Origin of the sequence: Sphingomonas eleionomae, assembly GCF_049889035.1 — a bacterium.
Taxonomy (GTDB): domain Bacteria; phylum Pseudomonadota; class Alphaproteobacteria; order Sphingomonadales; family Sphingomonadaceae; genus Sphingomonas.
The window spans coordinates 116,049-139,084 of sequence record NZ_JBLTWP010000004.1; the positions used below are offsets into that span (position 1 = coordinate 116,049).

Below are 23,036 nucleotides of genomic sequence, written 5' to 3' on the forward strand. Positions count from 1 at the left end.
TGAAGGGGCGAGGATGAGTTGAGGCGGGGAAATGAAATCAGCCGTGACGCGGGGGCGTGGACCGCCTATCTGACACCCCATGCCAGAACGTTTTGCCGCCGTCCGCAATCGCCGTGAGATCATCGACCGCCGGGCGCTGGCCGAGGGGCTGGCGGCGATCCCGCAGGGGGATGCCGGGCCGATGCGGCAGGCGGCGACGGCGGCGCTGAAGGCGGCGCTGACCGCGGGCTGGGCGGAAATCCGGCGGCGGTTCGAGGAGAGCCCCGGCAATGGCATGATCGCCGCGGCATCCGGCGCGTTCCTGACCGACCAGATCCTGCGCCTGCTCTGGGATTTCACCACCGAGCGGCTGTATCCGCTGGCCAATCCGACCGCATCGGAGCGGATGACACTGATCGCGGTCGGCGGCTATGGCCGGGGCGAAATGGCGCCGTTTTCGGACGTCGATATCGGGTTCCTCACCCCCTATAAGCAGTCCGCCTGGCACGAGCAGGTGATCGAAACCATGCTCTATGGCCTGTGGGACCTGGGGCTCAAGGTCGGCCAGTCCAGCCGCTCGATCGACGAGATGGTGCGGCAGGCAAAGGGCGACATCACCATCCGCACTGCCCTGCTGGAGGCGCGATATGTCTGGGGCGACACCGGCGTGTATGAAGAGGCGGCGCGGCGGTTCAAGACCGATGTGCAGGCGGACGGCGCGCGCAGTTTCGTGGTGGAAAAGCTGGCCGAGCGCGACGAGCGGCACCGCAAGATGGGCGACAGCCGATATGTGGTCGAACCGAACGTCAAGGAAGGCAAGGGCGGCCTGCGCGACCTGCATACGCTGTTCTGGATCGGCAAATATGTGCACAATGTCGGCGATGCCGCCGCGCTGGTCGATGCCGGCCTGTTGACCAAGACCGAATATCGCCAGTTCAAGCGCGCGGAAAATTTCCTGTGGTCGGTGCGGTTCCACCTGCACCTGCTGGCCGGACGGGCCGAGGAGCGGCTGACGTTCGATGTGCAGCCGGAAATCGCGGCGCGGATGCACTATGCCGACCGGCCGGGAAAGAGCCGGGTCGAACGGTTCATGCAATTCTATTTCCTGCAGGCCAAGCGGGTCGGCGACCTGACCGGCCTGTTCCTGGCGCATCTGGACGAGCAGTTCGCCAGCCGGACGGCGCGGTTCGGCCTGCGGCGCATCCGCCGGTCCCCGCGCAAGCTGAACGGGTTCGTGCTGGATCGCGGGCGCCTGGCGCTGCCCGCCGACGACTGGTTCGCGGCCGATCCGGTGCGGCTGATCGAGATGTTCTGGCTGGCCGACAAGCACGGGCTGGAGGTGCATCCGCTGGCGATGCGGGCGGCGGCGCGCGATGCCAAGATGATCGATGACAAGCGCACGGATGCACGGGCCAATGCGCTGTTCATGGATGTGCTGGCGTCGCCGCGCGACCCCGCGCTGGTGCTGCGATGGATGAACGAGGCGGGCGTGTTCGGCCGGTTCATGCCCGATTTCGGCCGCGTCGTGGCGCAGATGCAGTATGACATGTACCATCATTATACGGTGGACGAGCATACCATCCGGGCCATCGGCCTGCTGAGCCGGATCGAGCGGGGCGAGCTGACCGAGGATCATCCGCTGGCGTTCGGGATTTTCCCGCAGATCGTGTCGCGCCGCGCGCTGTATGTCGCGGTGCTGTTGCACGACATTGCCAAGGGGCGGGGCGGGGATCATTCGATCCTTGGCGCCGAGGTGGCGGAGCGGCTGTGCCCGCGCCTGGGCCTGACCAAGGCGGAGACGGAGACGGTCGCCTGGCTGGTGCGGTACCACCTGCTGATGTCGGCCACCGCGTTCAAGCGCGACCTGTCGGATTTCAAGACGATCCTGGATTTCGCCGAGGTGGTGCAGAGCCCGCAGCGGCTGATGATGCTGCTGGTGCTGACCGTCGTCGATATCCGCGCGGTGGGGCCGGGCATCTGGAACGGGTGGAAGCGCCAGTTGCTGACCAACCTGTATGACAGTGCAGAGGAAGTGCTGCGGCTGGGCCACAAGCAGAAGGGGCGGGGCGAGCGCATTTCGGCCAAGCAGGACGCCGTTGCCGAGGCGCTGCGGTGGAGCCAGGCCAAGCGCGACACGATGGTCCGCGTGCTGCCCGAAGCCTATTGGGTGGCAGAGCCGGTGGATGTGCTGATCCGCAATCTGAAGCTGATGGCGGAGGCGGGCGATGCGCCGCTGTCCATCGCGACTGAGCCGGATGCAGAGCGTGCCGCGACGCTGGTGACCGTCTATGCCGCCGACCATCCCGGCCTGTTCTATCGCATCGCGGGCGCAATCCATGCGGCCGGGGGCAACATCATCGACGCGCGCATCCATACGACGCGGTCGGGCATGGCGCTGGACAATTTCCTGGTTCAGTCGCCGCTGGGCGGGCCGTTCGACGATGCCGGGCAGTTGCAGCGGCTGAAGACCGCGATCGCCGATGCACTGGCCAACCGGGCGAAGCTGCGCGAAAAGCTGGACCGCAAGACGGCGATGCGCCCGCGGACGGAGGCGTTCACGATTGCGCCCAACGTCCTGATCGACAATCGCGCATCGAACCGGTTCACGGTGATCGAAGTGAATGCCCGCGACCGGCCCGCGCTGCTCCACCACCTGGCCAATGCGCTGTTCCAGTCAAAGGTGACGATCCATTCGGCCCATGTCGCCACCTATGGCGAGCGGGCGGTGGATACCTTTTATGTCACCGACCTGATGGGCGACAAGATCGGCAGCGGGACCCGGCTGCGCGCGATCGAGCGGCGGTTGCTGGAGGCAGCTGGCGGAGAGGTGCTGGCCGAGGCGGCGTGAACGGTCGGCTCCCGGCTGGCCGCGGCGCGGGGCATCCCCCGGCGATCAGGCCGCGACAGGCATCGGGATCGTGGGGGCGCGGTATCGGGCAAGCGCCCAGCGGGCCAGCCGCACCAGCGCATCGGCCGCCAGCATGACCAGCAGACCATAGACGAGATAACTGTACCGCTGAACCGGCTGAACCACGGCATAGGGCAGCGCCACCGTGCCGAGATAGACGGCCAGCATCCCGTAACCCGCTCGCCGCTGCCACAGCCCGGCGGCCAGTCCGGCCAGACCGATGGCGCTGACCACGCCCATGATGCCGGCGCGCAGGCCCGGCAGGCCGAACATCAGCTGCCAGGATTCCGGAAAGAAGAACTGGCGCAGGTGGCGCAGGAACAGCTGTGCAAAGCCGGCGGGGTGATCGGCGATCCATCGCATCGCCTGTCGCCCCAGCCCGCGGGCATAGGCGACCTCGCCGCCCGCATCGCGGATCTTTTGCCGGGCCGGGACGCTGAAATAGGGCTGCACGGCGAGCAGGCGTTCGAAATACACCTCGCCATTCGGCCGTCCGGACAGTGCGGCGGGATGATTGGCGATGGCCAGTTCCAGGCCGGCATTGCTGCGCAGCAGAACCGGTTCGCCCATCACCGCTGCATTGCGCATCGCCCAGGGCAGCACGATCAGGCCAAGCGCGCCGGCGCTCATCGCGGCAAAGCCGGCGATGCGGGGCAGCGACAGGGTGCGGAACGCCCAGATCGCCCAGCACAGGTCGATGGCAAGGCCGGCGGGCGGGCAGAGGAAAAAGGTGAATGCCGTCAGCGCGGCGATGCCCGCAAGCCGCAGCCAACCCGGGTTGCCGCGGCCGGTAAGGTCGTGGACAAGGATCAGGTTGGTGACGACCAGCGCCAGCGTCAGCGCCCCTTCCCAGAAGCGGAAGACGATCACCTCATCCCCCATGAACACCGGGACCATGGCCAGGATGCCGATGCCCCAGCGCCGCGCCGCGCCATCGACGCCCAGGCGGCGGAACAGCGCGAGCATCAGCACCCAGCCAAGGATCACCTGTCCCAGCGACCAGCAGAGCAGGGCGATGTTCGATGCCGCCGTATCGACGCCGAGCAGCATCATCACGCCCGCCGCAATGGCCGGACTGATCGGGGTCAAATGCGCGGTATGGCCGTATCCGGCGTAAAAGGCGTCGGCAAACTGCCCCGTGCGGGCAAGGCTGAGCGCGACTCGCGTCGCCTCGCCAGCGCCGATGAAGTTCAGCAGATTGCCCTCTGCAACCGTGAACCACGCCAGCCGGAGGGCGATGCCGACCCCGATCACGACGAGGATGAAGGGCCAGTCAAGGGCAGGGCGGGCGGCGTCGCGGTGCATGGCGCCGGTTTAGGCCGGGCGGGGTTGCGATATGGTTGACGAAAGCTTGCCCTCTTGCGCTTGGCACAGGCAGGGCCGATGTAGGTCGCTCAATTTCCTGAGCGGGATTTTATGAACGACACCTTCGACCCCATGAATGCCCTGGTTCCCATCGTTATCGAACAGTCGAGCCGCGGCGAGCGCAGCTTCGACATTTTTTCCCGCCTGTTGCGGGAACGCATCGTGTTCGTGAACGGGCCGGTCGAAGACGGCATGGCTTCGCTGATCGTGGCGCAGCTGCTGTTTCTCGAGTCGGAAAATCCGAAAAAGGACATCTGGCTTTATATCAACTCGCCGGGCGGCGTGGTGACGGCCGGCATGGCGATCCACGACACCATGCATTACATCCGGCCGCGCGTCGGCACGGTGTGCATCGGACAGGCGGCATCGATGGGCAGTTTCCTGCTGGCCAGCGGTGAGCCGGGGATGCGCGTTGCGCTGACCAACGCCCGGATCATGGTGCACCAGCCGTCGGGCGGCGCGCAGGGCATGGCTTCGGACATCGAGATCCAGGCCAAGGAAATCCTGCGGATCCGCCGCCGGATGAACGATCTGTACGCAAAATATACCGGCAAGCCGCTGGAAGAGATCGAGCGTGCGATGGACCGCGACACGTTTCTGGAAGCCGATGAGGCTAAGGCGTTCGGCCTGGTCGATCAGGTGTACGACAAGCGGCCGCAGCCGGCCGAGGAGGGTGCGACGGGGGGTGCTTAACCCCCTGTCCATCGGACCGGCGTTACCGGCCAAGCCAATTAGGCGATTGCCGGATGGTCCCGTCAGTGTAGGATGGCGGGTGGACAAGCGCGCGCCGATGCGTGCGAAGGATGGACGTTATGGTGGACAAGGTTAAGGGCGGCGACGCCAAGAGCACGCTTTATTGCTCGTTCTGTGGAAAGAGCCAGCATGAGGTGCGCAAGCTGATCGCGGGGCCGACCGTGTTCATCTGCGATGAATGCGTCGAGCTGTGCAACGACATCATCCGCGAAGAGACCAAGTCCGCGCTGATCGCCAAGAAGGACGGCGGCGTCCCGTCGCCGCAGGAAATCTGCGACGTTCTGGACGATTATGTGATCGGGCAGAAGCGCGCCAAGCGCGTGCTGTCGGTGGCGGTCCACAATCACTACAAGCGGCTGAACCACGGGGCCAAGGGCGCCGATGTCGAGCTGTCGAAATCGAACATCCTGCTGGTCGGCCCGACCGGCTGCGGCAAGACGCTGCTGGCGCAGACGCTGGCGCGCATCCTGGACGTGCCGTTCACCATGGCGGATGCGACCACGCTGACCGAGGCCGGATATGTCGGCGAGGATGTGGAGAACATCATTCTCAAGCTGCTTCAGGCATCGGACTATAATGTCGAGCGGGCGCAGCGCGGCATCGTGTATATCGACGAAATCGACAAGATCAGCCGCAAGGCGGAGAACCCGTCGATCACCCGCGATGTGTCGGGCGAAGGCGTGCAGCAGGCGCTGCTCAAGCTGATGGAAGGCACCACCGCCAGCGTGCCGCCCCAGGGCGGGCGCAAGCATCCGCAGCAGGAGTTCCTGCAGGTCGACACGACGAACATCCTGTTCATCTGTGGCGGCGCGTTTTCGGGCCTGGAAAAGATCATCGGCGACCGGTTGCAGGGCAAGTCGATCGGCTTTGGCGCCTATGTCGCCGCGCCGGAAGAGCGCCGGACCGGCGAGGTGCTGCGCCAGACCGAGCCGGAAGATCTGCTGAAGTTCGGCCTGATCCCCGAATTTGTCGGCCGTCTGCCCGTCATCGCGACGCTGGAAGACCTGGACAATGACGCGCTGGTCAAGATCCTGACCGAGCCGAAGAACGCGCTGGTCAAGCAGTATCAGAAGCTGTTCGACATGGAGGGCGTCGAACTGGGCTTTAACGACGACGCGCTGACCGCGATCGCCAAGCGCGCGATCGAGCGAAAGACCGGTGCGCGCGGCCTGCGGTCGATCCTGGAGGCGATCCTGCTCGACACCATGTTCGACCTGCCGTCGATGGACGGCGTGGAACAGGTGGTTGTGGACAAGGATGTGGTCGAGGGTCGCAAGGAACCCGTCCGTGTCTATGCCGAAAAGAAGAAGACCGGCGACGCCGCCTGACCGGCGCGTCACCCATGGATGATACGGGCCGGCCCCCATGGGCTGGCCCGTTTTCGTTTGTGTGACCGGCGCCGGGCGCAACGGCCCCCCGCATGGCGGCAACCGGTGGTCCGACGGGGTGATGGCTTAACCATTGCCCTCAACCTTTCGGTCACCATTGGGCGGCACGGCTGAACGCCCCTGTTGTTTCATGCCGGATGCCGACGATGCGTTTTTATCGTGCGACCCGTTTCCTGTTCCCGACCAGCCTGCGCCTTCGGATGTTCGCCATCTGCTTTGTCGGCACGCACGTTCCGCTGTTCGCGCTGATCGGGTGGGAGGCGTGGCGCGGCGCGATCGGATGGACCCCGGTGATCGTCGTCCTGATCGCCACGCTGATCGGCACGGCATTCAGCCTGACCGCGATCAACGCGCTGCTCCATCCCGTGCGGGCCAGCGCCCGCGCGTTGCGGGCGATGAGCGATGGCAAGGCCGCGCCGCTGGACCAGATGGACAGCCGCGACCTGATGGGCGCGCTGATCGCCAGCGTAAACCGGGCCGCGACCAGCGCGGGCGAGCGGATGCGCGAGTTGGGCGAGGCGGCCAATCGTGATGCGCTGACCGGCCTGCTTAACCGGCGCGGCTTTCATGCCCTGATCGACGGAGCGCCGGGCGAGCGGCCGGCGGGCACGCTGGCGCTGATCGACATCGATCATTTCAAGGCGATCAACGATGATCACGGCCATGGCGCGGGTGATCATGTGCTGCGGCTGTTTGCCCAGCGGCTGATCGCGGGGCTGCGGCGCGGCGATGTGATCGCGCGCTGGGGCGGCGAGGAGTTCCTGATCTTTCTGCCTGCCACGACGATGGGCGATGCCCGCGCGATCATCGACCGGCTGGCGGGGGAAAGCCGTATGGAGCCGGTTGCGGCAATCGGCGGATGCGCCATCACCTTTTCCGCCGGCCTGACCCCATGGGTCGCGGGCCATCCGCACGAAGCGGCGATGCTGCGCGTGGATGCCGCGCTCTATGCCGCGAAACGCGCCGGGCGCGACTGCATCCGCGAAACGGCAGAAGCGGTGCAATCCGCCTGACGACACTGACTGCCTCCAGGTAAAATCATTGCCGGAGAGGAACGATCGAGCCCTTGATGCGCTTGGAACAGTGCAGCCACAGAGGAGCCAATGTCAGCATCGCCGGAACAGCATCATTCGAAGAACCATTCGGACGCGGGCACTGATCGGCCGCTGATCGATCTTTCCATCCTCCCCATCTGGTCCATCGCCTTTCCGGTGATCGGTGGGCTGATGGTGCTGATCGGCGCGGCAAAGATGGGCAGCATCGGTATAGCTGCGGCAGCCATCGTGCTGGGCGGTGCGGTGATCGCGGCGGTCCATCATGCAGAGGTGGTGGCGCACCGGGTGGGCGAGCCGTTCGGCACGCTGGTGCTGGCCGTATCGGTGACGGTGATCGAGGTGTCGCTGATCGTGTCGCTGATGCTGTCCGACAACGGCAATGCGTCGGCGCTGGCCCGCGATACGGTGTTCGCCGCGATCATGATCATCCTGAATGGCATTGTCGGCATCTGTCTGCTGGTCGGCGGGGTGCGCCATCATGAGCAGCGGTTCGCACTGCGCGGAGTGAGTGCCGCCCTGTGCGTGCTGGCCGCGCTGGCGGTACTGACGCTGGTGATGCCCAATTACACATCGACGCTGAGCGGCCCCTATTACGCGCCGTCGCAGATGATCTTTGCCGCCATCGCCTCGCTGGTGCTGTATGGCGTGTTCGTGCTGGTCCAGACGGTGCGCCACCGCGACTATTTCCTGCCCGATGTGCCCGGCGCATTGCCCAAGGATGCCCATGCCGAGCCGCCATCGGTGCAATCCGCATGGATGGCGTTCGGTGTGCTGATCATCGCGCTGGTCGCCGTGGTGCTGCTGGCCAAGCAGCTTGCCCCGGCGCTGGAGGCGGGGATCGGCGCGCTGGGCCTGCCGCTGGCGCTGGTCGGCGTGGCGATCGCCGCGCTGGTGCTGGCCCCCGAAAGCCTGGCAGCGATGCGCGCGGCGCGGCGCAACCGGTTGCAGACCAGCCTCAATCTGGCGCTGGGATCGGCGCTGGCGACCATCGGCCTGACCATTCCGGTTGTGGTGATCGCGGCGCTGGCGCTGGATATCCCGCTGGCGCTGGGGATCGAGCCGAAGCACGTGACGCTGCTTGGCCTGTCGCTGGTCGTCGCGGTGCTGTCGCTGGGCAATGGGCGCACCACCGTGTTGCAGGGGGCGGTGCACCTCGTGCTGTTTGCGGCCTATCTGTTCACCATCATTGTGCCATAGCGCCCGCCTGAACCCGGTCGATCGCGTCCGACTGACGCAGCACGCGGGCATTGGGATCGACGATCAGGTGCGCGCCAGCCGGTGCCGGGACAAAGCCGGTGTCGCCCGTCATCGCCACCCGCTGAACCACGCCGTCCACCGACACCTCCACCGGCAGGGGAAAGGGTCGGCCGCCCGGCGCCTTCCAGGTCAGGCAAAGGCCGCTGGCGGATCGCTGTTCGATCAGCCGGGGCAGGGCGGCCTGGCGCAGATAGACGTCGAAGAACCAGTCGAGCCGCTGACCCGACGCCTCGGTCATCAGCCGTTCGAACTCGGCAGTCGTGGCAAAGCGGGGTGCGAAATTGCCGGGACGCGGATCGGGCCGGCCATAGACCAGCCGCCGCGTCGCATCGAAAAAGGCCGTGTCGCCGATCAGGCCGCGCAGCGTGTGCAGCACCCAGCTGCCCTTGAAATAGATGTCGACGCCGGGCCCGCCCAGCTTTGCCTCATACACCTCTTCCGCCGTGCGGGTGCGGCCGGAAACGATGGGTGATTTGTTGGCGATGCGCAGCCGCTGTTCAGCCATCATCGCGGCATAGCGGGCCTCGCCCTCTCGCCAGCGGCCGTAAAGCGGCTGCATATATTGGCCATAGCCTTCGTGGAGCCAGAAATCGTCCCAGTCGGCGGCCGTCATCTGATTGCCGAACCATTCATGGCTCAGTTCATGGTGGAACAGCCAGTCGAACCCCTCGGCCGACGGTTTATAATCGTTGCCATATCCGTTGAGCGTCTGATGCTCCATGCCGAGATAGGGCGTCTGAACGACCCCCAGCTTCTGGTCGGCAAAGGGAAAAGGGCCGATCACGCTTTCAAAGAAGTCCAGCGTCGGGGCAAATTCGGCGAACAGGCTCTTTGCCTCTGCGGTGCGGCCCAGATGCCAATAGTGCAGCGGCACCCGGTTGCCGAAGCGGCTGGCATAATCGCCCTTCAGTTCGGCATAGGCGCCGATATTGATCGTGATGAGATAGGGATTGATCGGCCCCGACCGCCAGTGAAAGGTTCGCGCGCCGCCGGTCGCCTGCGCCATGCCCATCGCCCGGCCATTGGACAGGGCGACCAGCGGCGACGGCACGGTGATGCGGATATCGGCATCCGCCACCTCCCCCGACGGATGGTCGATGCACGGCCAGATGAGGTCGCAGCCATATCCCTGTGCCGTGGTGGCGATCCAGGGCTGGCCATCGGGTGATCGCGCCCATACCCAGCCATCGTCCCAGGGCGGATTGGCCGCGATATGGGGTGTGCCGGCATAGACGATATAGGCCTTGATCGTCTGACCCGCCGTCGTCCGGGCAGGCAGGTCGATGGTCAGCCGCCCGTCGGGATTGCGCCAGCGTCCGGCGGCCAGTTCGGTGCCGTCGATCCGGACGGCGCTGACCGCCAGATTGGTGTCGAGATCCAGGAGCAGGCGCGATACCGGCCGCTGCACCTCCAGTGTCAGTTCGGCAACCCCGCTCATCCCCTTTGCCTCCGGGGTCACGGCAATGCTGAGGTCGAGGTGACGCAGGCGCAGCGCCGCCTGTTCCGCCGGTTGCTGTCCCCCCGACCGCATCGTCTGCGCCGTGATGGGCGAGTCTGCCGGCTCGCCGGCCTCCACTGGCGGGATCGCGGTCAGGGTCAGTGCCGATATGGCCGCCGCGGACCCATGCCAGAAACGGGTCACTGCGCTGCCTTTGCCTTTTCCGCAGCCTTTGCCGCGTCCTGTTGCGCCTTGAACCGCGCTTCGCTCCAATCGCCAAACGCGCTGACCGCGTCGGTGTGGCGCAGCACGCGCGACATCGGGTCGATGACAACGTGCGCCCCGTCCGGCGCGGCGATGGAACCGCGTCCGTCCGTCATGGCCACGCGCGTGACCTTTCCATCCACCGACACGTCGATGGGCATCGGAAAGGGCTTGTTCCCCTCGGTCGTCCACTGAAGCGACAGCATCTCGCCCTGGCGCTGTTCGATCAGGCGGGGCAGCGCGGCAGAGCGCAGATAGACGTCGAAGAACCAGTCATAGGTGCCGCCGCTGGTCTGATTGACGAACCCGATGAACTCCGGCGTGGTGCGATAGACGGGTTTGAAATTGCCGGGTTTCGGATCGGTGCGGCCATAAATGGCAAGCCGCAGCGCGTCGAAAAATGCCTTGTCCCCGATCAGCCCCCGGAGCGTGTGCAGCGTCCAGCTGCCCTTCACATAAATGTCGCTGCCCCGGCGCGCTTCGGAATTATAGACGTCCTCTGCCGATTGCGGTTTGCCCGCGACGATCGGCGTGCGGTTATAGATGCGTGCGACCGAACCCAGCATGTGCGCGATATAGCCGGCATCGCCCTGTCGCCACTGCACGTACAATGGCTGCATGTAACTGCCCGTCCCCTCGTGCAGCCAGAAGTCGTCCCAGTCGGGCACGGTCAGCTGATTGGCGAACCATTCATGGGCAAATTCGTGCTGGAACAGGTCGTCAAAGCCCCAGACGGTCTTTGCATAGTCATTGCCATAGGCATTGATCGATTGATGCTCCATGCCCTTGTGCGGGGTTTCGACGACGCCGAGTTTCTGGTCGGCGAACGGATAGGGGCCGATCATCGTTTCGAAGAAATCGAGCGTGGGGGCAAACTCGGCGAACAGCTTTTGCGGCTTGTCGTCGCTGCGCGGCAGGTGCCAGAAATGCATCGGAATGGTGTTGCCGAACCGGCTTTGGTACGTGCCTCTGATCTCTTCATACGGGCCGACATTGATGGCGACGCCATACAGCGTCGGATCGCGCGCCTCCCACCGCCAGGTGGTGCGGCCGTCGGCCAGGGTGTCGACCCCCTTTAGCACCCCGTTCGACGGCGCTTTCAGCCCCGCAGGCACGGTAATGGCGATCGTCATGGTTGCCGGTTCATAAGTGGGATGGTCGATGCACGGCCAGATCAGGTCGCACCCCTCCATCTGGACCGACGTCGCGACCCACGGCTTGCCATCCGGCGTCTTTGCCCAGGTCCAGCCGCCGTCCCATGGCGGGCGGACCGCGACGTGCGGCTTGCCAGCGTAGCGGATGGTGACTGCGAAAGAGGCACCCTTTGCCACCGCGCGCGGCAAGCGAACCATCATCCGTCCCTGCGGATTGGCATAAGCCGAAGCGGGCAAAGTTGTGCTGCCAACAGACACCGCCTCGACGCGATAATTGGTGTCGAGGTCAATCGCGATCCGGTCCGTGCGTTCGGTTGCGGTAAAGGACAGGGTAGCCGCACCGGCAATCGTCTCGCTGGCGGGAAACACTTCGACCGACAGGTCGACCGTATCGAGCCGGACGCGTTTCTGAGACGGATCCAGCGGCCCGCCCGAGCTGGATGTCTGGGCAGTGATCGGCGGGTTGCCAGGGTCGGCGGATGCGGCAACCGGAATGATCAGGGCAGCGGAGAGGAGGAGCAGGGCAGCGCGCATTCAGGCATGGTCCCGTGATGATCCGGATATCCCGATGGCTGCCGCGCCAGGCGCGCGGACGCAAGCCGTTTCGCATGCGGCCATCGGCCGTTACCGGAAAAACCCGCGATTGATGGATTGCTTACATTCCCCATATACACGGGGTGAAACGTCCCCGACGGGGATGATCGGAGTTTGCATGAAGTCTTCTTATCCAGTCCTGCCGCTGCGCGACATCGTCGTTTTTCCGCACATGATCGTGCCCCTGTTCGTGGGCCGCGACAAGTCGGTCGCCGCGCTGGAAGCGGCGATGGCCGACGACAAGAGCATTTTCCTGGTGGCGCAGCTGGACCCGGCCGAGGACGATCCGGCGCGCGACGACCTGTATGACATCGGCGTCACGGCCGAGGTGCTGCAGATGCTGAAGCTGCCCGACGGCACGGTCCGCGTGCTGGTGGCCGGGCGCGAGCGTGCGCGGCTGGAGGGATTGTCCGAACAGGACGGCGTGCTGACCGCGCAGGTCAGCCCGGTGGCCGAGAGCGAGGCGGACGGCACCGAGGTGCAGGCGCTGATGCGATCGGTGGTCGAGCAGTTCGAGAATTACGCCAAGCTCAACCGCAAGCTGCCGAGCGAGACGGCGGTGCAGGTCGCCGAACTGACCGAGGCATCGCGGCTGGCCGATGCGATTGCGGCGAACATCGCGGTCAAGGTGGCCGACAAGCAGGCGCTGCTGGTCGAGACGGACCCGCAGAAGCGGCTGGAGATGGTGTTCGCGTTCATGGAGGGCGAGCTTGGCGTCCTTCAGGTCGAGAAGAAGATCCGCAGCCGCGTGAAGCGGCAGATGGAGAAGACCCAGCGCGAATATTATCTGAACGAGCAGCTCAAGGCGATCCAGCGCGAGCTGGGCAATGAGGGCGAGGAAGGCGATGGCGACGAGATCGCCGACCTGACCCAGAAGATCGCCACGCTGAAGCTGTCCAAGGAAGCGCGTGCCAAGGCGCAGAGCGAGCTCAAGAAGCTGAAGACCATGGCGCCGATGAGCGCCGAGGCGACGGTGGTGCGCAATTACCTGGACGTGCTGCTGGGCCTGCCCTGGGGCAAAAAGTCCAAGCTGAAGCGCGACATTGCCGAGGCGCAGGGCGTCCTGGATCAGGATCATTACGCGCTGGAAAAGGTGAAGGACCGGATTGTCGAATATCTGGCCGTGCAGGCGCGGACCAACAAGCTGAAGGGGCCGATCCTGTGCCTTGTCGGCCCGCCCGGCGTCGGCAAGACCAGCCTGGGCAAGAGCATCGCCAAGGCGACGGGGCGCGAATTCATCCGCCAGTCGCTGGGCGGCGTGCGGGACGAGGCCGAGATCAGGGGCCATCGCCGCACCTATATCGGATCGCTGCCCGGCAAGATCGTATCGAACCTGAAAAAGGCGGGGACCGGCAATCCGCTGTTCCTGCTCGACGAGATCGACAAGCTGGGCCAGGATTTCCGGGGCGACCCGGCCAGCGCGCTGCTGGAGGTGCTGGACCCCGAACAGAACGCCAAGTTCAACGACCATTATCTGGAGATCGACATCGATCTGTCGGACGTGATGTTCGTGTGCACGGCCAATTCGCTGAATCTGCCGCAGCCGCTGCTCGACCGGATGGAGATCATCCGGCTGGAGGGATATACCGAGGACGAAAAGGTCGAGATCGCTCAGCGGCACCTGATCGCCAAGCAGATCGAGGCGCACGGGTTGAAGGCGGGCGAGTTCGAGCTGACCGAGCCGGGCCTGCGCGACCTGATCCGGTACTACACGCGTGAGGCGGGCGTCCGCACGCTGGAGCGCGAGATCGCCAAGCTGGCGCGCAAGGCGCTGCGCCGCATCCTCGAGGGCAAGGCCGATAGCGTCACGGTGACGCCCGACACGCTGGCCGAGTTCGCTGGCGTGCGGAAATATCGCCATGGCGTGGGCGAGGAGGAAAATCAGATCGGCGCGGTCACCGGCCTGGCCTGGACCGAGGTGGGCGGCGAACTGCTGACCATCGAGGCGGTGACGGCCAGCGGCAAGGGCATGATCAAGACGACCGGAAAGCTGGGCGATGTGATGAAGGAATCGGTGGAAACCGCCTTCAGCTTCGTCAAGGCGCGTGCCCCCGGCTTTGGCATCAAGCCCAGCCTGTTCGCGCGCAAGGACATTCACGTCCACCTGCCCGAAGGCGCGGTGCCCAAGGACGGACCGTCGGCGGGCATCGGACTGGTCACCGCGATCATTTCCACGCTGACTGGCGTTGCCGTGCGCCGCGATGTGGCGATGACGGGCGAGGTGACGCTGCGCGGGCGGGTGCTGCCGATCGGCGGCCTGAAGGAAAAGCTGCTGGCGGCACTGCGCGGCGGCATCACGACCGTGCTGATCCCGCAGGAGAATGAAAAGGACCTGGCGGAAATCCCGTCCAACATCCGCGAGGGGCTGGAAATCATTCCCGTTCGGCATGTGGACGAAGTGCTTCGGCTGGCGCTGGTGGAGGGGCTGTCGCCCATCGACTGGAGCGATGCCGACGAGCTGGCGGCACAGCCTCCGGCGGCGATTTCGGCGGCCGGTGATGCACTGCACCATTGATATTTGAGCAATTTTGAGCCGAATTGCCCGGAAAACGGCCGATTTGCTTTGACAGCTGGGGGTCAAGCAGCCTTACTGCGCGCCCGGCCCCAGGCCGCGATTCATTTTCGATAAACCCGTTAGTCAAACAGGGACCCACAGGACAATGAACAAGCAAGAGCTGATTGGACAGGTTGCCGAGCAATCCGGACTGAGCAAGAACGACGCCAGCGGCGCCGTCGAGGCAGTATTCGATGCCATTTCGGCAGCGCTGAAGAAGGGTGACGAAGTGCGCCTGGTCGGTTTCGGCACGTTTTCGGTCAGCAAGCGCAAGGCGTCGACCGGCCGCAACCCGCGCACCGGTGAGGAAATGACGATCAAGGCGTCCAACCAGCCGAAGTTCAAGGCCGGCAAGGGCCTGAAGGACGCGGTGAACTGATCCGCCTGGCCCCGCCGCCTGCCGGCGGGGCTGGACAAGGCGGGAAGCGGGCCTTATGGGGCCGCTTCCCGGCGGTCTTCGGACCGCAAGGACCATGGATATCCATGGGCGCGTAGCTCAGCGGTAGAGCACACCCTTCACACGGGTGGGGTCACAGGTTCAATCCCTGTCGCGCCCACCATCCGCCAAAAGCCCGTCGACCATCCGGTCCGGCGGGCTTTTTGTTTGGTGCATGGCGCATGGCGCAGGGCGTGGTGGCCGGCGTGTCCGCGGCGCGGGCAATGCGGCGCAAACCCCCGCGCGACGATCGTCTCCCGCAATCCTGCTGATGGTGTTGCCGGTCTTGCCTCCTTCGACAGGCTCAGGATGAGCGGGGAGGGGTAATGGCGCGGCGTGCGGTTTGCGCGCTGCGCGGTGCAGGCCGGGGGGCCTGTGCGGATGACCTCGAAGCGGCCGATTGGCCGTTCGCCTGTCATCGAACCGTCATTTTGGTGTCACTCAACTGACCCGAAATTCCAATTTTCCTGTCATCCAACGCTCCTACCGCACGGGTCGAGGTCGACAGGGGGATGTCCGAGTCGATCAGGGGGCGGTGCAGTCCCCGCCCTTGCAACCGGAACGACCCGACGGGAGATCTTATGCGAAATCCGAACCGCCTTGCCCTCATCCTGCTGACTGGCGCTGCCGCTGCTGCGCTGTCCGCCTGTGATGGTGCGACCAGTGTTGCATCGCCTGGCGAAGGCGTGATCGTGCTGCCCGCGCCGGCGCCCGCGCCGTCGCCGACGCCAAGTCCGTCGCCCACCCCGACGCCGACCACCGGCCCGGCCGCGTCCTGCCCGACCGGCACGACCAATGTCGGCACCATCGGTAATTTCCGCAGCTGCCGCCTGCCGTCGCTGGTCAACACTCTGACCCTGCCCGCGTTGGCCGGTGTCGCGTATGAACTGAACGGCCGCGTCGATGTGGGCGTGGACCGGGGCGGTGCGGGCACGGCTGGCAGCGCTGGCAGCCTGACGATCGAACCGGGCGCGATCATCTATGCCAACACGACCAACGCCGACAACGACCTGCTGGTCGTCAATCGCGGATCGACCATTTCGGCCGAAGGGACCGAGGCGCGCCCGATCATCTTTACCGCGCAACAGAACCTGACCGGCAATGTCACCGACGAAAGCCAGGGCCTGTGGGGCGGCATCATACTGCTGGGCCGCGCGCCGATTTCGAACTGTAACCTGAGCGGCGTGACCGGCGGTTCGGCGAATTGCGAAAACGTCGTCGAAGGCACCGGCAACGCGCTGTATGGCGGCGCGACCGCGGGCGACAGCTCGGGCGTCATGCGCTATGTCCAGATCCGCTATTCGGGCACGGTCATCACGCCGGGCAACGAACTGCAGGGTCTGACCACCGGCGGCGTCGGTTCGGGCACGCGGCTGGAATATATCCAGATCCACAACAGCTCCGACGACGGCATCGAGATTTTCGGCGGCACGCACAATGCCCGTTACTTCGTGGTGACCGGCGCGGATGACGACAGCATCGACACGGATGTGGGCTGGAAGGGCTTCCTGCAGTTCATGATCGCGTCGCAGCGGCCGAACAACACGCAGACCGACACGTACATGATGGAGATTGATTCGAACGGGAACGAAGACGCCACGCCGCGTCAGTTCGGCCGGATTTCGAACTTTACCTTCATCCACCGGTCGACCGGTGTGAACGCGGCGCTCCGCCTGCGCGGCGGTGCGGACTTCACCTTCGTCAACGGCATCATGACGAGCGGCCAGCCCTGTCTGAACGTCGTTGCGGGCACCACGGACAATGGTGGCAAATCGACCATCCGCGCCGCCAACGCATCGCTGGACGAACAGGGCCCGCCGGTGTTCAACTCCATCTATTTCGGCTGCCCGACGCTGACGGCGGAAACCGCGGCGAACGGCGTGACGGTGACCAATGCGGAACAGGCCGCGCTGGTTTCCGCCGGCACGAACAACGTGGCGAACGGCACCGCGACCGCCGCCCTGAACGGCTTCCTGCCGGGCACGGGCGCAGCCGGCGTGACGGCGTTCAACGCCGCGTCGCTGAACCCGACGGGTACGTCGTTCCTGGTCACCACCAGCTATATCGGCGCAGTCTCCGGCGCGTCCGACAACTGGTATCGTGGCTGGACCTGCAATTCCAACCGCGGCGATTTCGGCACGACCAGCGCAAGCTGCACCGTGCTGCCCGGCCTGTAAGCGACGGGGATGATGCGTCCGGCGGGTGCGGCAAAAGGGGGCCGCACCCGTCGGATCATGCCCGCGACCTGATGCTCCCGAGCCGGAAACAGAACGACCATGAAAAACAAGATCGCCTTTGGCAGCCTGCTGCTCCTGACCTCCATGCTGGTGGCGCCCGCCGCCGTTGCGCGTGAGGCGGCGCCGGCCGCCGATGTGCCGGGCCTGAAGACGCAGGACGTGCCGCCGCCCCCGCCTGCCGAGGGCGAAGTGGCGCAGGAAACGCCGGAGGAAGAGGTCGAGATTTCCGCGCCTGGTGCCGGCAATGTCGAGGACATCGTCGTCGTCGGCCGGTTCATCCCCAATGTCGTGCGCTCGACGCCGCAGGTCGTCTCCGTCCTGTCCCAGGCGGATATCGAGCGGACCGGCGAGGGCGACATTGCGGGCGCGCTGCAGCGGGTGACCGGCCTGAGCGTCGTCGGCAACGGGTTCGTCTTCGTTCGCGGCCTTGGCGACCGCTATTCCTCATCCCTGCTCAACGGCCTGCCGCTGCCAAGCCCCGAACCACTGCGCCGCGTGGTACCGCTCGACATCTTTCCGACCAACGTCATTGCATCGGCGCTGGTCCAGAAAAGCTATTCGGCGAACTATCCCGGCGAATTCGGCGGCGGCGCGATCAACCTGACCACCCGCGCGGTGCCGAAGGACAGTTTCATCCAGCTGGGCGGATCCGTCGGCTTCGACACCTATTCAACCAGCGAGCTTGGCTATGTCTATGACGGCGGGTCGAGCGATGTGTTCGGATATGACGACGGGACGCGCAGCGTGCCGCGGTTCGTGCGCGATGCCGGACAGAACAACACCGGACTGACCCCGGAACAGGCGACGCAGCTGACCAATGCGCAGACGACGCTGTTGCAGGAGAACCGCGACATTCCGCCCAACTGGTCGGGCGATCTGTCGCTGGGCACGGCCGTGGACGTCAGCGATAGCGTTCGCGTCGGCCTGATCGCCGGGGGCGGCATTTCCAACAGTTTCCGCACGCGTTCCGCCCGGCAGCAGACGGCGATTTCCGCCGACGGCCTGCTGGCCAGCGATTTCACCACGGTGACGACCGACAACCGCATCCTGGTCAACGGCCTGATCGGGCTGGGCGCGGAAGTGGGCGAACACCGGTTCCGCTTCACCAATGTCTATATCCACGACACGCTGAAGCAGGGCATTCTGGGCGCGGGCGATTTCGACAATCTGGGCATTCCCGGTCCGTTCGCGCCGATCCCGACCTATATCGAGCAATATACCAACTGGTTCGAGCGCCAGCTGTTCACCAGCCAGTTTGTCGGCGAGCTGGATTTCGACAAGCTGCAGGTCGATTTCCGCGGCTCTTATTCGAACACCAAGCGCAAAGCGCCGTATGAGCGGTTCTTCCGCTATGAATATACCGACGCCAACGGCATCAACGATTACATTAATACGCTGGGCGGCACGACGCAGACCGCGCAGATCGCGTTCAGCGACCTGAACGAGGACCTGTGGGCCAGCGCGATCGATTTCAGCTATGATCTGGACCTGGATCGTCCGGTCACGCTGTCGGCCGGTTATGCGTTCAGCGATGCCGAGCGTACGGCCAGCCGCTATCAGTTCCGCTATGTCGGGCCGAACAACGCGACGCTGCCGATCGAGATCGGCCAGTTGCGGCCCGACTTCCTGCTGTCGGATGCGATCATCAGCCTGTACGGCATCAATCTTCAGAACATCTCCGGCTCCGGCGCGAATGCCGCACCCGCCTATGACGCTGGGCTGACGGTTCACGCCGTCTATGGCCAGATGGAGGCCGAACTGCTCGACGGGCTACGCGCCACGGTCGGGTATCGGTACGAAGATGCGAAGGAAACGGTGGCGCTGCGCACCACAACGGGCGTGCAGCCGGGCACCAATCTGGAAAACAGCTATATCCTGCCCGCGGCGACGCTGACGTGGAACTTCGCCGATTCGATGCAGCTGCGCCTGCACGGGTCAAAGACGATCGCCCGGCCGCAGTTCCGCGAGCTGGCGCCGCAGCTGTACGTGGATTTCGATTCCAACCGGCAGTTTTTCGGCAACCCGAACCTGCAGGATTCGGAACTGCTGAATGCCGAGGCGCGGTACGAATGGTTCTTTGGCCGCGATCAGCGGCTGACCGTCGCCGGGTTCTTCAAGCGGATCGACAGCCCGATCGAACAGATCGCGGTGCTGGCGCCGGGCAGCAGCACGTTCTTCACAGGATTTTCGAACGCACCCAAGGCCAATCTGTATGGCGGCGAGATCGAGGTGCAGAAGTATTTCCCGATCGATTCGCTGTGGAGCGGTGCGCGCATCCTGGCGCTGGCCAATTATACCTATACCAAGTCGGAGCTGCTGATCGGCGACGAGCCGGTGTCCAATCCGATCTTTGGCGCGCCGCCGGTTGCCGCCGATCTGGTGTTCGTCAACGGCGCGCCGCTGGTCGGGCAGTCGGACCACCTGATCAACGCGCAGCTGGGCATCGAGAATCAGGACAGCCGCACTCAGGCGACGCTGTTGTTCAATTACGCCACCGACCGCGTCGTCAGCCGTGGTCCGGTGATCGACGGCCTGCGCCTGCCGGACATCGTCGAGCGGCCGGGCATCCGGCTGGACGTCGTGGTGCGGCAGGGGATCGCACTGGGCACCGACCGCGAGATCGAGCTGAAGTTCGAGGGCCGCAACCTGACGGGCACGCGGTCGCAGGAATTCCAGAGCTTTCCCAACGATGTCCGCGTCGACACCAATACGTTCCAGCTTGGCCGGATTTTCTCGGTCAGCGCCAGCGTCAAACTCTGACGGCCCCCAAGCCAGAGGCACTGACGGTGCCGGAGCCAACCGCTCCGGCACCGTTTCTTTATGCGGGAAAGACCGTCCGCGACCGGCCGATCATCCCCATGGGCGTTCGCGAAACCATTTGGTCAGCACATATTTGGTGCCCGCCCGCACTTTCATCCCATGGTGCAGCGTGGCGGCATTGGGGCTGCCATCGGTGCGCAGATTGTTCCAGGCGAGCAGCTTTCCGGTTTCCGGCTGAACGATCTTGTCGATGGATTTGAAGCGGGTGGCCCCGCCCGCATCGGGTTCGTTCAGATAGATCATCACGGTCCAGGTGCGATTGCCCGCGACTGAGCAGAACCGGTCGAAATCGACGCCGGTCGGCTCGAAATAATCGGTATGCGCCTTGAACTCCTGCCCCACGGCGTATCGCTGCCCCTGAAGCGGTTCGCCATGGGCGGGGTCGATCCCGCAAAAGGCGGTGATTCGCCGCTCCACCTCGATCACCGCGGGGGCATCGGCGGCCAGATCGCAGGTTTCGCTGGTGCGAAAGGCAGCGTCGCCATTGTCGTCGCTGATCGTCGAGGGGCGGCGATCGCGGTCGATCATCGCCATCAGGACCGTGCACAGCTCGGGTTCCAGAAACCCGCGCCGCTGGAACAGGTCCAGCTTTGGGCTGGGTACGCGCTGAACGCCGGACTGGGCGATGATCCGGGCGATGACGGGTTCGGCCGGATAGCCGGAACCCAGATGAAGGGGCGCCATGTCGTTCATGCCGGAACCATGGCAAAGCGCGGGGCGAATCGAAAGGGGCTGAAGCCGGGCAACATCGCCCCCCGCCAGCGCAATAAAACTGCAAGAAAAGCGCAACATCGCGGCGTTAGCGGAGGACCGGACGGGTCAGGGGGCTGCGGCAGGGGATGACGATCAACGGGCCGGGGTACAGCGCGACGATCGTGCCGCCATCGGCGGTTGCGGACCCCATGCTGTCGCATCCGGCGCAGGATATGGCGCTGGCCCGCGCGCTTGCCCGGCGAACCGGCCTATTGCTGGTCGCCGGGCACGGGGGCAGCGGGCGTTCGGCCACGCTGGCCCGCATGGAGCAGCGGCTGGGCGCAGCGGATGGTGGCGAGGGGGCGCCGCCGCTGCTGATCGACGGCATTCACGACCGGCGCAGCGCCGACCATGCCGTGCAGGCCGCATTGCAGGACCGGATCGTGCTGGCCAGCATCGAGGCGGCGGGCGCGCTGGCCGCGATCCAGACGCTGCGCGACATGCGGCAGGACGATTTCGCCATCGCATCGACGCTCAGGCTGGTGATCGGCCAGCAACCGGTGCTGCGCCTGTGCCCCGTATGTCGCCATCCGGTACAGGCATCGAACAGCGTCGCCGCCCTGCTGGGGTTCGATCCGGGGTCGGTGGTGCATCACGCGCCGGGCTGTCCGGCCTGTGACGACAGCGGGATTGCCGGGCGGCTGACGATTCACGAGGTGATCGAGGTGGATTATCCGCTCCGCCGCCTGATCAACGGGGGCGGCGATGCCGCGATCCTGGCCCGCCATGCGTTCGTCCAGATGCCGACCATGGGGTCGATTGCCCGGCAACTGGCGCGGACCGGCATCATTTCGGGGGCCGAGGCGGTGCGGGTTTCGCGCGGCGATCCGCTGGTCCAGCGGGACCGAAACTGATATGCTTGACCAGCGCGGGCAAGTGCCGCTAAGCGCGCGGCTTCGCGGCGACCGTAGTTCAATTGGTTAGAGCGCCGGCTTGTGATGCCGGAAGTTGCGGGTTCAAGTCCCGTCGGTCGCCCCATTGCTCCTGATGGCGGATCCGCCCACCGCCCTTTGCCCGAAGAGATGGAACCATGCCCACCGATTGGGGATTTCCCGATTTTGACGACCATGAAGGCGTCCACCTGGTCACTGACCGGGAAAGCGGCCTGACGGCGGTCATTGCGGTGCACTCCACGGCGCTGGGCCCGGCGGCGGGCGGTGTCCGCTTCTGGCATTACGCCGATCACGGCGCGGCGATCACCGACGCGCTGCGCCTGTCGCGGGGCATGAGTTACAAGAACGCCATGGCCGGACTGCCGATGGGCGGGGGCAAGGGCGTCATCCTGGCCAATGCAGAGCGCACCAAGACGCCGGAGCTGCTGGCGGCATTCGGCCGTGCGATCGATTCGCTGGGCGGCCGCTATGTCACCGCCGAGGATGTCGGCATGAGCGAGGCGGACATGCAGGCGATTGCGGCCGAAACCCGCCATGTCAGCGGTCTGCCGGTGGGCAGCGGTGCGGCGGGCGGCAATCCGGGGCCGACCACGGCGCATGGCGTCTATCTGGGCATTCGCGCGGCTGCACGGCGGGTGCTGGGCACCGATGACATGCACGGCGTCCGCGTCGCCATTCAGGGCGTGGGCAGCGTGGGCGGCGGCGTGGCGCGCAAGCTGGCGGCCGATGGTGCGGACCTGATCCTGGCCGATGTCGATTCGCGCCGGGCCGAGGCGCTGGCTGCCGAGCTGGGTGCGCGAACTGTTTCGACCGACGCGATCCTGGCCGAAGAGGCCGAGATCGTCAGCCCCAATGCGCTGGGCGCGGTGCTGACCGAGGCGAGCATCGCGGCGCTGAAGTGCAAGGCGGTGGCGGGCGGTGCCAACAACCAGCTGGCGACCCGCGCCGACGGCGCCCGACTGCACGCGCGCGGCATCCTGTATGCGCCCGATTATGTGATCAACGCGGGCGGCATCATCAATGTCGCGCTGGAATATCTGGGGCAGGGCGACCGGGCCGAGGTGGATGCCCGTGTCACGCGCATTCCCGACCGGCTGATCGAGGTGTGGGACGAAAGCGCCCGCACCGGCCAGCCCGAGGCGGAAGTGGCCGATGCCATTGCCCGCCGCCTGATCGGGCGCAGCTGAC

The 23,036-nt window shown here is 65.5% G+C and carries 15 protein-coding genes and 2 tRNA genes; 13 read left to right on the plus strand and 4 right to left on the minus strand.

From position 1 onward, the window contains the following. Positions 1-79 precede the first annotated feature (79 nt). The gene (locus ACNI3Q_RS11790; RefSeq protein ID WP_426276917.1) at positions 80-2,827 is read left to right on the plus strand and encodes a [protein-PII] uridylyltransferase; all 2,748 of its coding nucleotides are present in this window, start codon (positions 80-82) and stop codon (positions 2,825-2,827) included. Positions 2,828-2,872: 45 nt separating this feature from the next. On the opposite strand, the gene ACNI3Q_RS11795 is transcribed toward ACNI3Q_RS11790, so the two are convergent. Next, on the minus strand, positions 2,873-4,192 hold the full coding sequence (locus tag ACNI3Q_RS11795) for a hypothetical protein (RefSeq protein ID WP_426276919.1): 1,320 nt from the start codon (positions 4,190-4,192) through the stop codon (positions 2,873-2,875). Positions 4,193-4,303: 111 nt separating this feature from the next. Here ACNI3Q_RS11795 and ACNI3Q_RS11800 point away from each other — a divergent pair, with 111 nt between their 5' ends. The 4 genes from ACNI3Q_RS11800 (at position 4,304) to ACNI3Q_RS11815 (ending at position 8,645) form a co-directional block, all read left to right on the plus strand. Further along, a complete protein-coding gene (locus tag ACNI3Q_RS11800) occupies positions 4,304-4,945 on the plus strand; it encodes an ATP-dependent Clp protease proteolytic subunit (protein WP_426276921.1) in 642 nt (213 codons plus the stop codon). 122 nt (positions 4,946-5,067) lie between these two features. Then, positions 5,068-6,333: an ATP-dependent Clp protease ATP-binding subunit ClpX gene (gene clpX / locus ACNI3Q_RS11805; protein WP_347709671.1), complete on the plus strand. Its 1,266-nt coding sequence runs from the start codon at positions 5,068-5,070 to the stop codon at positions 6,331-6,333. A 206-nt stretch (positions 6,334-6,539) separates the two neighbouring features. Continuing rightward, the gene (locus ACNI3Q_RS11810) at positions 6,540-7,406 is read left to right on the plus strand and encodes a GGDEF domain-containing protein (protein WP_426276923.1); all 867 of its coding nucleotides are present in this window, start codon (positions 6,540-6,542) and stop codon (positions 7,404-7,406) included. Positions 7,407-7,496: 90 nt separating this feature from the next. Then, the gene (locus ACNI3Q_RS11815; protein WP_426276925.1) at positions 7,497-8,645 is read left to right on the plus strand and encodes a calcium:cation antiporter; all 1,149 of its coding nucleotides are present in this window, start codon (positions 7,497-7,499) and stop codon (positions 8,643-8,645) included. Here ACNI3Q_RS11815 and ACNI3Q_RS11820 read toward each other — a convergent pair. Then, a complete protein-coding gene (locus ACNI3Q_RS11820) occupies positions 8,632-10,347 on the minus strand; it encodes a M1 family metallopeptidase (protein WP_426276927.1) in 1,716 nt (571 codons plus the stop codon). The genes ACNI3Q_RS11815 and ACNI3Q_RS11820 overlap by 14 nt on opposite strands. After that, on the minus strand, positions 10,344-12,095 hold the full coding sequence (locus tag ACNI3Q_RS11825) for a M1 family metallopeptidase (protein WP_426276929.1): 1,752 nt from the start codon (positions 12,093-12,095) through the stop codon (positions 10,344-10,346). The genes ACNI3Q_RS11820 and ACNI3Q_RS11825 overlap by 4 nt, the downstream gene beginning before the upstream one ends. 178 nt (positions 12,096-12,273) lie before the next feature. On the opposite strand from ACNI3Q_RS11825, the gene lon reads away from it, so the two are divergent. The 5 genes from lon to ACNI3Q_RS11850 all read left to right on the plus strand — a co-directional run bounded on the left by lon (position 12,274) and on the right by ACNI3Q_RS11850 (position 20,142). Continuing rightward, entirely contained in the window at positions 12,274-14,670 is a 2,397-nt protein-coding gene (gene lon, locus ACNI3Q_RS11830; protein WP_426276931.1) for an endopeptidase La, read from the plus strand. Between the two features lie 145 nt (positions 14,671-14,815). After that, positions 14,816-15,088 (plus strand): HU family DNA-binding protein, encoded by a 273-nt coding sequence (locus ACNI3Q_RS11835; RefSeq protein WP_347709657.1) that lies wholly within the window; start codon positions 14,816-14,818, stop codon positions 15,086-15,088. A 106-nt stretch (positions 15,089-15,194) separates the two neighbouring features. Continuing rightward, positions 15,195-15,269 (plus strand) — tRNA-Val (locus tag ACNI3Q_RS11840). A gap of 457 nt (positions 15,270-15,726) precedes the next feature. Beyond that, a complete protein-coding gene (locus ACNI3Q_RS11845) occupies positions 15,727-17,322 on the plus strand; it encodes a hypothetical protein (RefSeq protein ID WP_426276933.1) in 1,596 nt (531 codons plus the stop codon). Positions 17,323-17,421: 99 nt separating this feature from the next. Next, a complete protein-coding gene (locus ACNI3Q_RS11850; RefSeq protein ID WP_426276935.1) occupies positions 17,422-20,142 on the plus strand; it encodes a TonB-dependent receptor domain-containing protein in 2,721 nt (906 codons plus the stop codon). Positions 20,143-20,232: 90 nt separating this feature from the next. Here the strand turns inward: ACNI3Q_RS11850 and ACNI3Q_RS11855 are convergent, their stop codons facing one another. Further along, positions 20,233-20,895: a prolyl hydroxylase family protein gene (locus tag ACNI3Q_RS11855; RefSeq protein ID WP_426276937.1), complete on the minus strand. Its 663-nt coding sequence runs from the start codon at positions 20,893-20,895 to the stop codon at positions 20,233-20,235. A gap of 146 nt (positions 20,896-21,041) precedes the next feature. Between ACNI3Q_RS11855 and ACNI3Q_RS11860 the strand changes: the two genes are divergently transcribed. From ACNI3Q_RS11860 to ACNI3Q_RS11870, 3 genes are all read left to right on the plus strand, one after another. After that, positions 21,042-21,809 (plus strand): ATPase, T2SS/T4P/T4SS family, encoded by a 768-nt coding sequence (locus ACNI3Q_RS11860; protein WP_426276939.1) that lies wholly within the window; start codon positions 21,042-21,044, stop codon positions 21,807-21,809. 47 nt (positions 21,810-21,856) lie between these two features. Next, positions 21,857-21,933, plus strand: a tRNA-His gene (locus ACNI3Q_RS11865). A 52-nt stretch (positions 21,934-21,985) separates the two neighbouring features. After that, a complete protein-coding gene (locus ACNI3Q_RS11870) occupies positions 21,986-23,035 on the plus strand; it encodes a Glu/Leu/Phe/Val family dehydrogenase (RefSeq protein ID WP_426276941.1) in 1,050 nt (349 codons plus the stop codon). Position 23,036: the final 1 nt, after the last annotated feature.

Excerpts from the sequence above, each read along its gene's own strand:
- ACNI3Q_RS11790 (WP_426276917.1), top strand. The coding sequence starts at position 80 with ATGCCAGAACGTTTTGCCGCCGTCCGCAATCGCCGTGAGATCATCGAC.
- ACNI3Q_RS11795 (WP_426276919.1), bottom strand. The coding sequence starts at position 4,192 with ATGCACCGCGACGCCGCCCGCCCTGCCCTTGACTGGCCCTTCATCCTC.
- ACNI3Q_RS11800 (WP_426276921.1), top strand. The coding sequence starts at position 4,304 with ATGAACGACACCTTCGACCCCATGAATGCCCTGGTTCCCATCGTTATC.
- ACNI3Q_RS11810 (WP_426276923.1), top strand. The coding sequence starts at position 6,540 with ATGCGTTTTTATCGTGCGACCCGTTTCCTGTTCCCGACCAGCCTGCGC.
- ACNI3Q_RS11815 (WP_426276925.1), top strand. The coding sequence starts at position 7,497 with ATGTCAGCATCGCCGGAACAGCATCATTCGAAGAACCATTCGGACGCG.
- ACNI3Q_RS11825 (WP_426276929.1), bottom strand. The coding sequence starts at position 12,095 with ATGCGCGCTGCCCTGCTCCTCCTCTCCGCTGCCCTGATCATTCCGGTT.
- lon (WP_426276931.1), top strand. The coding sequence starts at position 12,274 with ATGAAGTCTTCTTATCCAGTCCTGCCGCTGCGCGACATCGTCGTTTTT.
- ACNI3Q_RS11835 (WP_347709657.1), top strand. The coding sequence starts at position 14,816 with ATGAACAAGCAAGAGCTGATTGGACAGGTTGCCGAGCAATCCGGACTG.
- ACNI3Q_RS11845 (WP_426276933.1), top strand. The coding sequence starts at position 15,727 with ATGCGAAATCCGAACCGCCTTGCCCTCATCCTGCTGACTGGCGCTGCC.
- ACNI3Q_RS11850 (WP_426276935.1), top strand. The coding sequence starts at position 17,422 with ATGAAAAACAAGATCGCCTTTGGCAGCCTGCTGCTCCTGACCTCCATG.
- ACNI3Q_RS11855 (WP_426276937.1), bottom strand. The coding sequence starts at position 20,895 with ATGAACGACATGGCGCCCCTTCATCTGGGTTCCGGCTATCCGGCCGAA.
- ACNI3Q_RS11860 (WP_426276939.1), top strand. The coding sequence starts at position 21,042 with ATGACGATCAACGGGCCGGGGTACAGCGCGACGATCGTGCCGCCATCG.
- ACNI3Q_RS11870 (WP_426276941.1), top strand. The coding sequence starts at position 21,986 with ATGCCCACCGATTGGGGATTTCCCGATTTTGACGACCATGAAGGCGTC.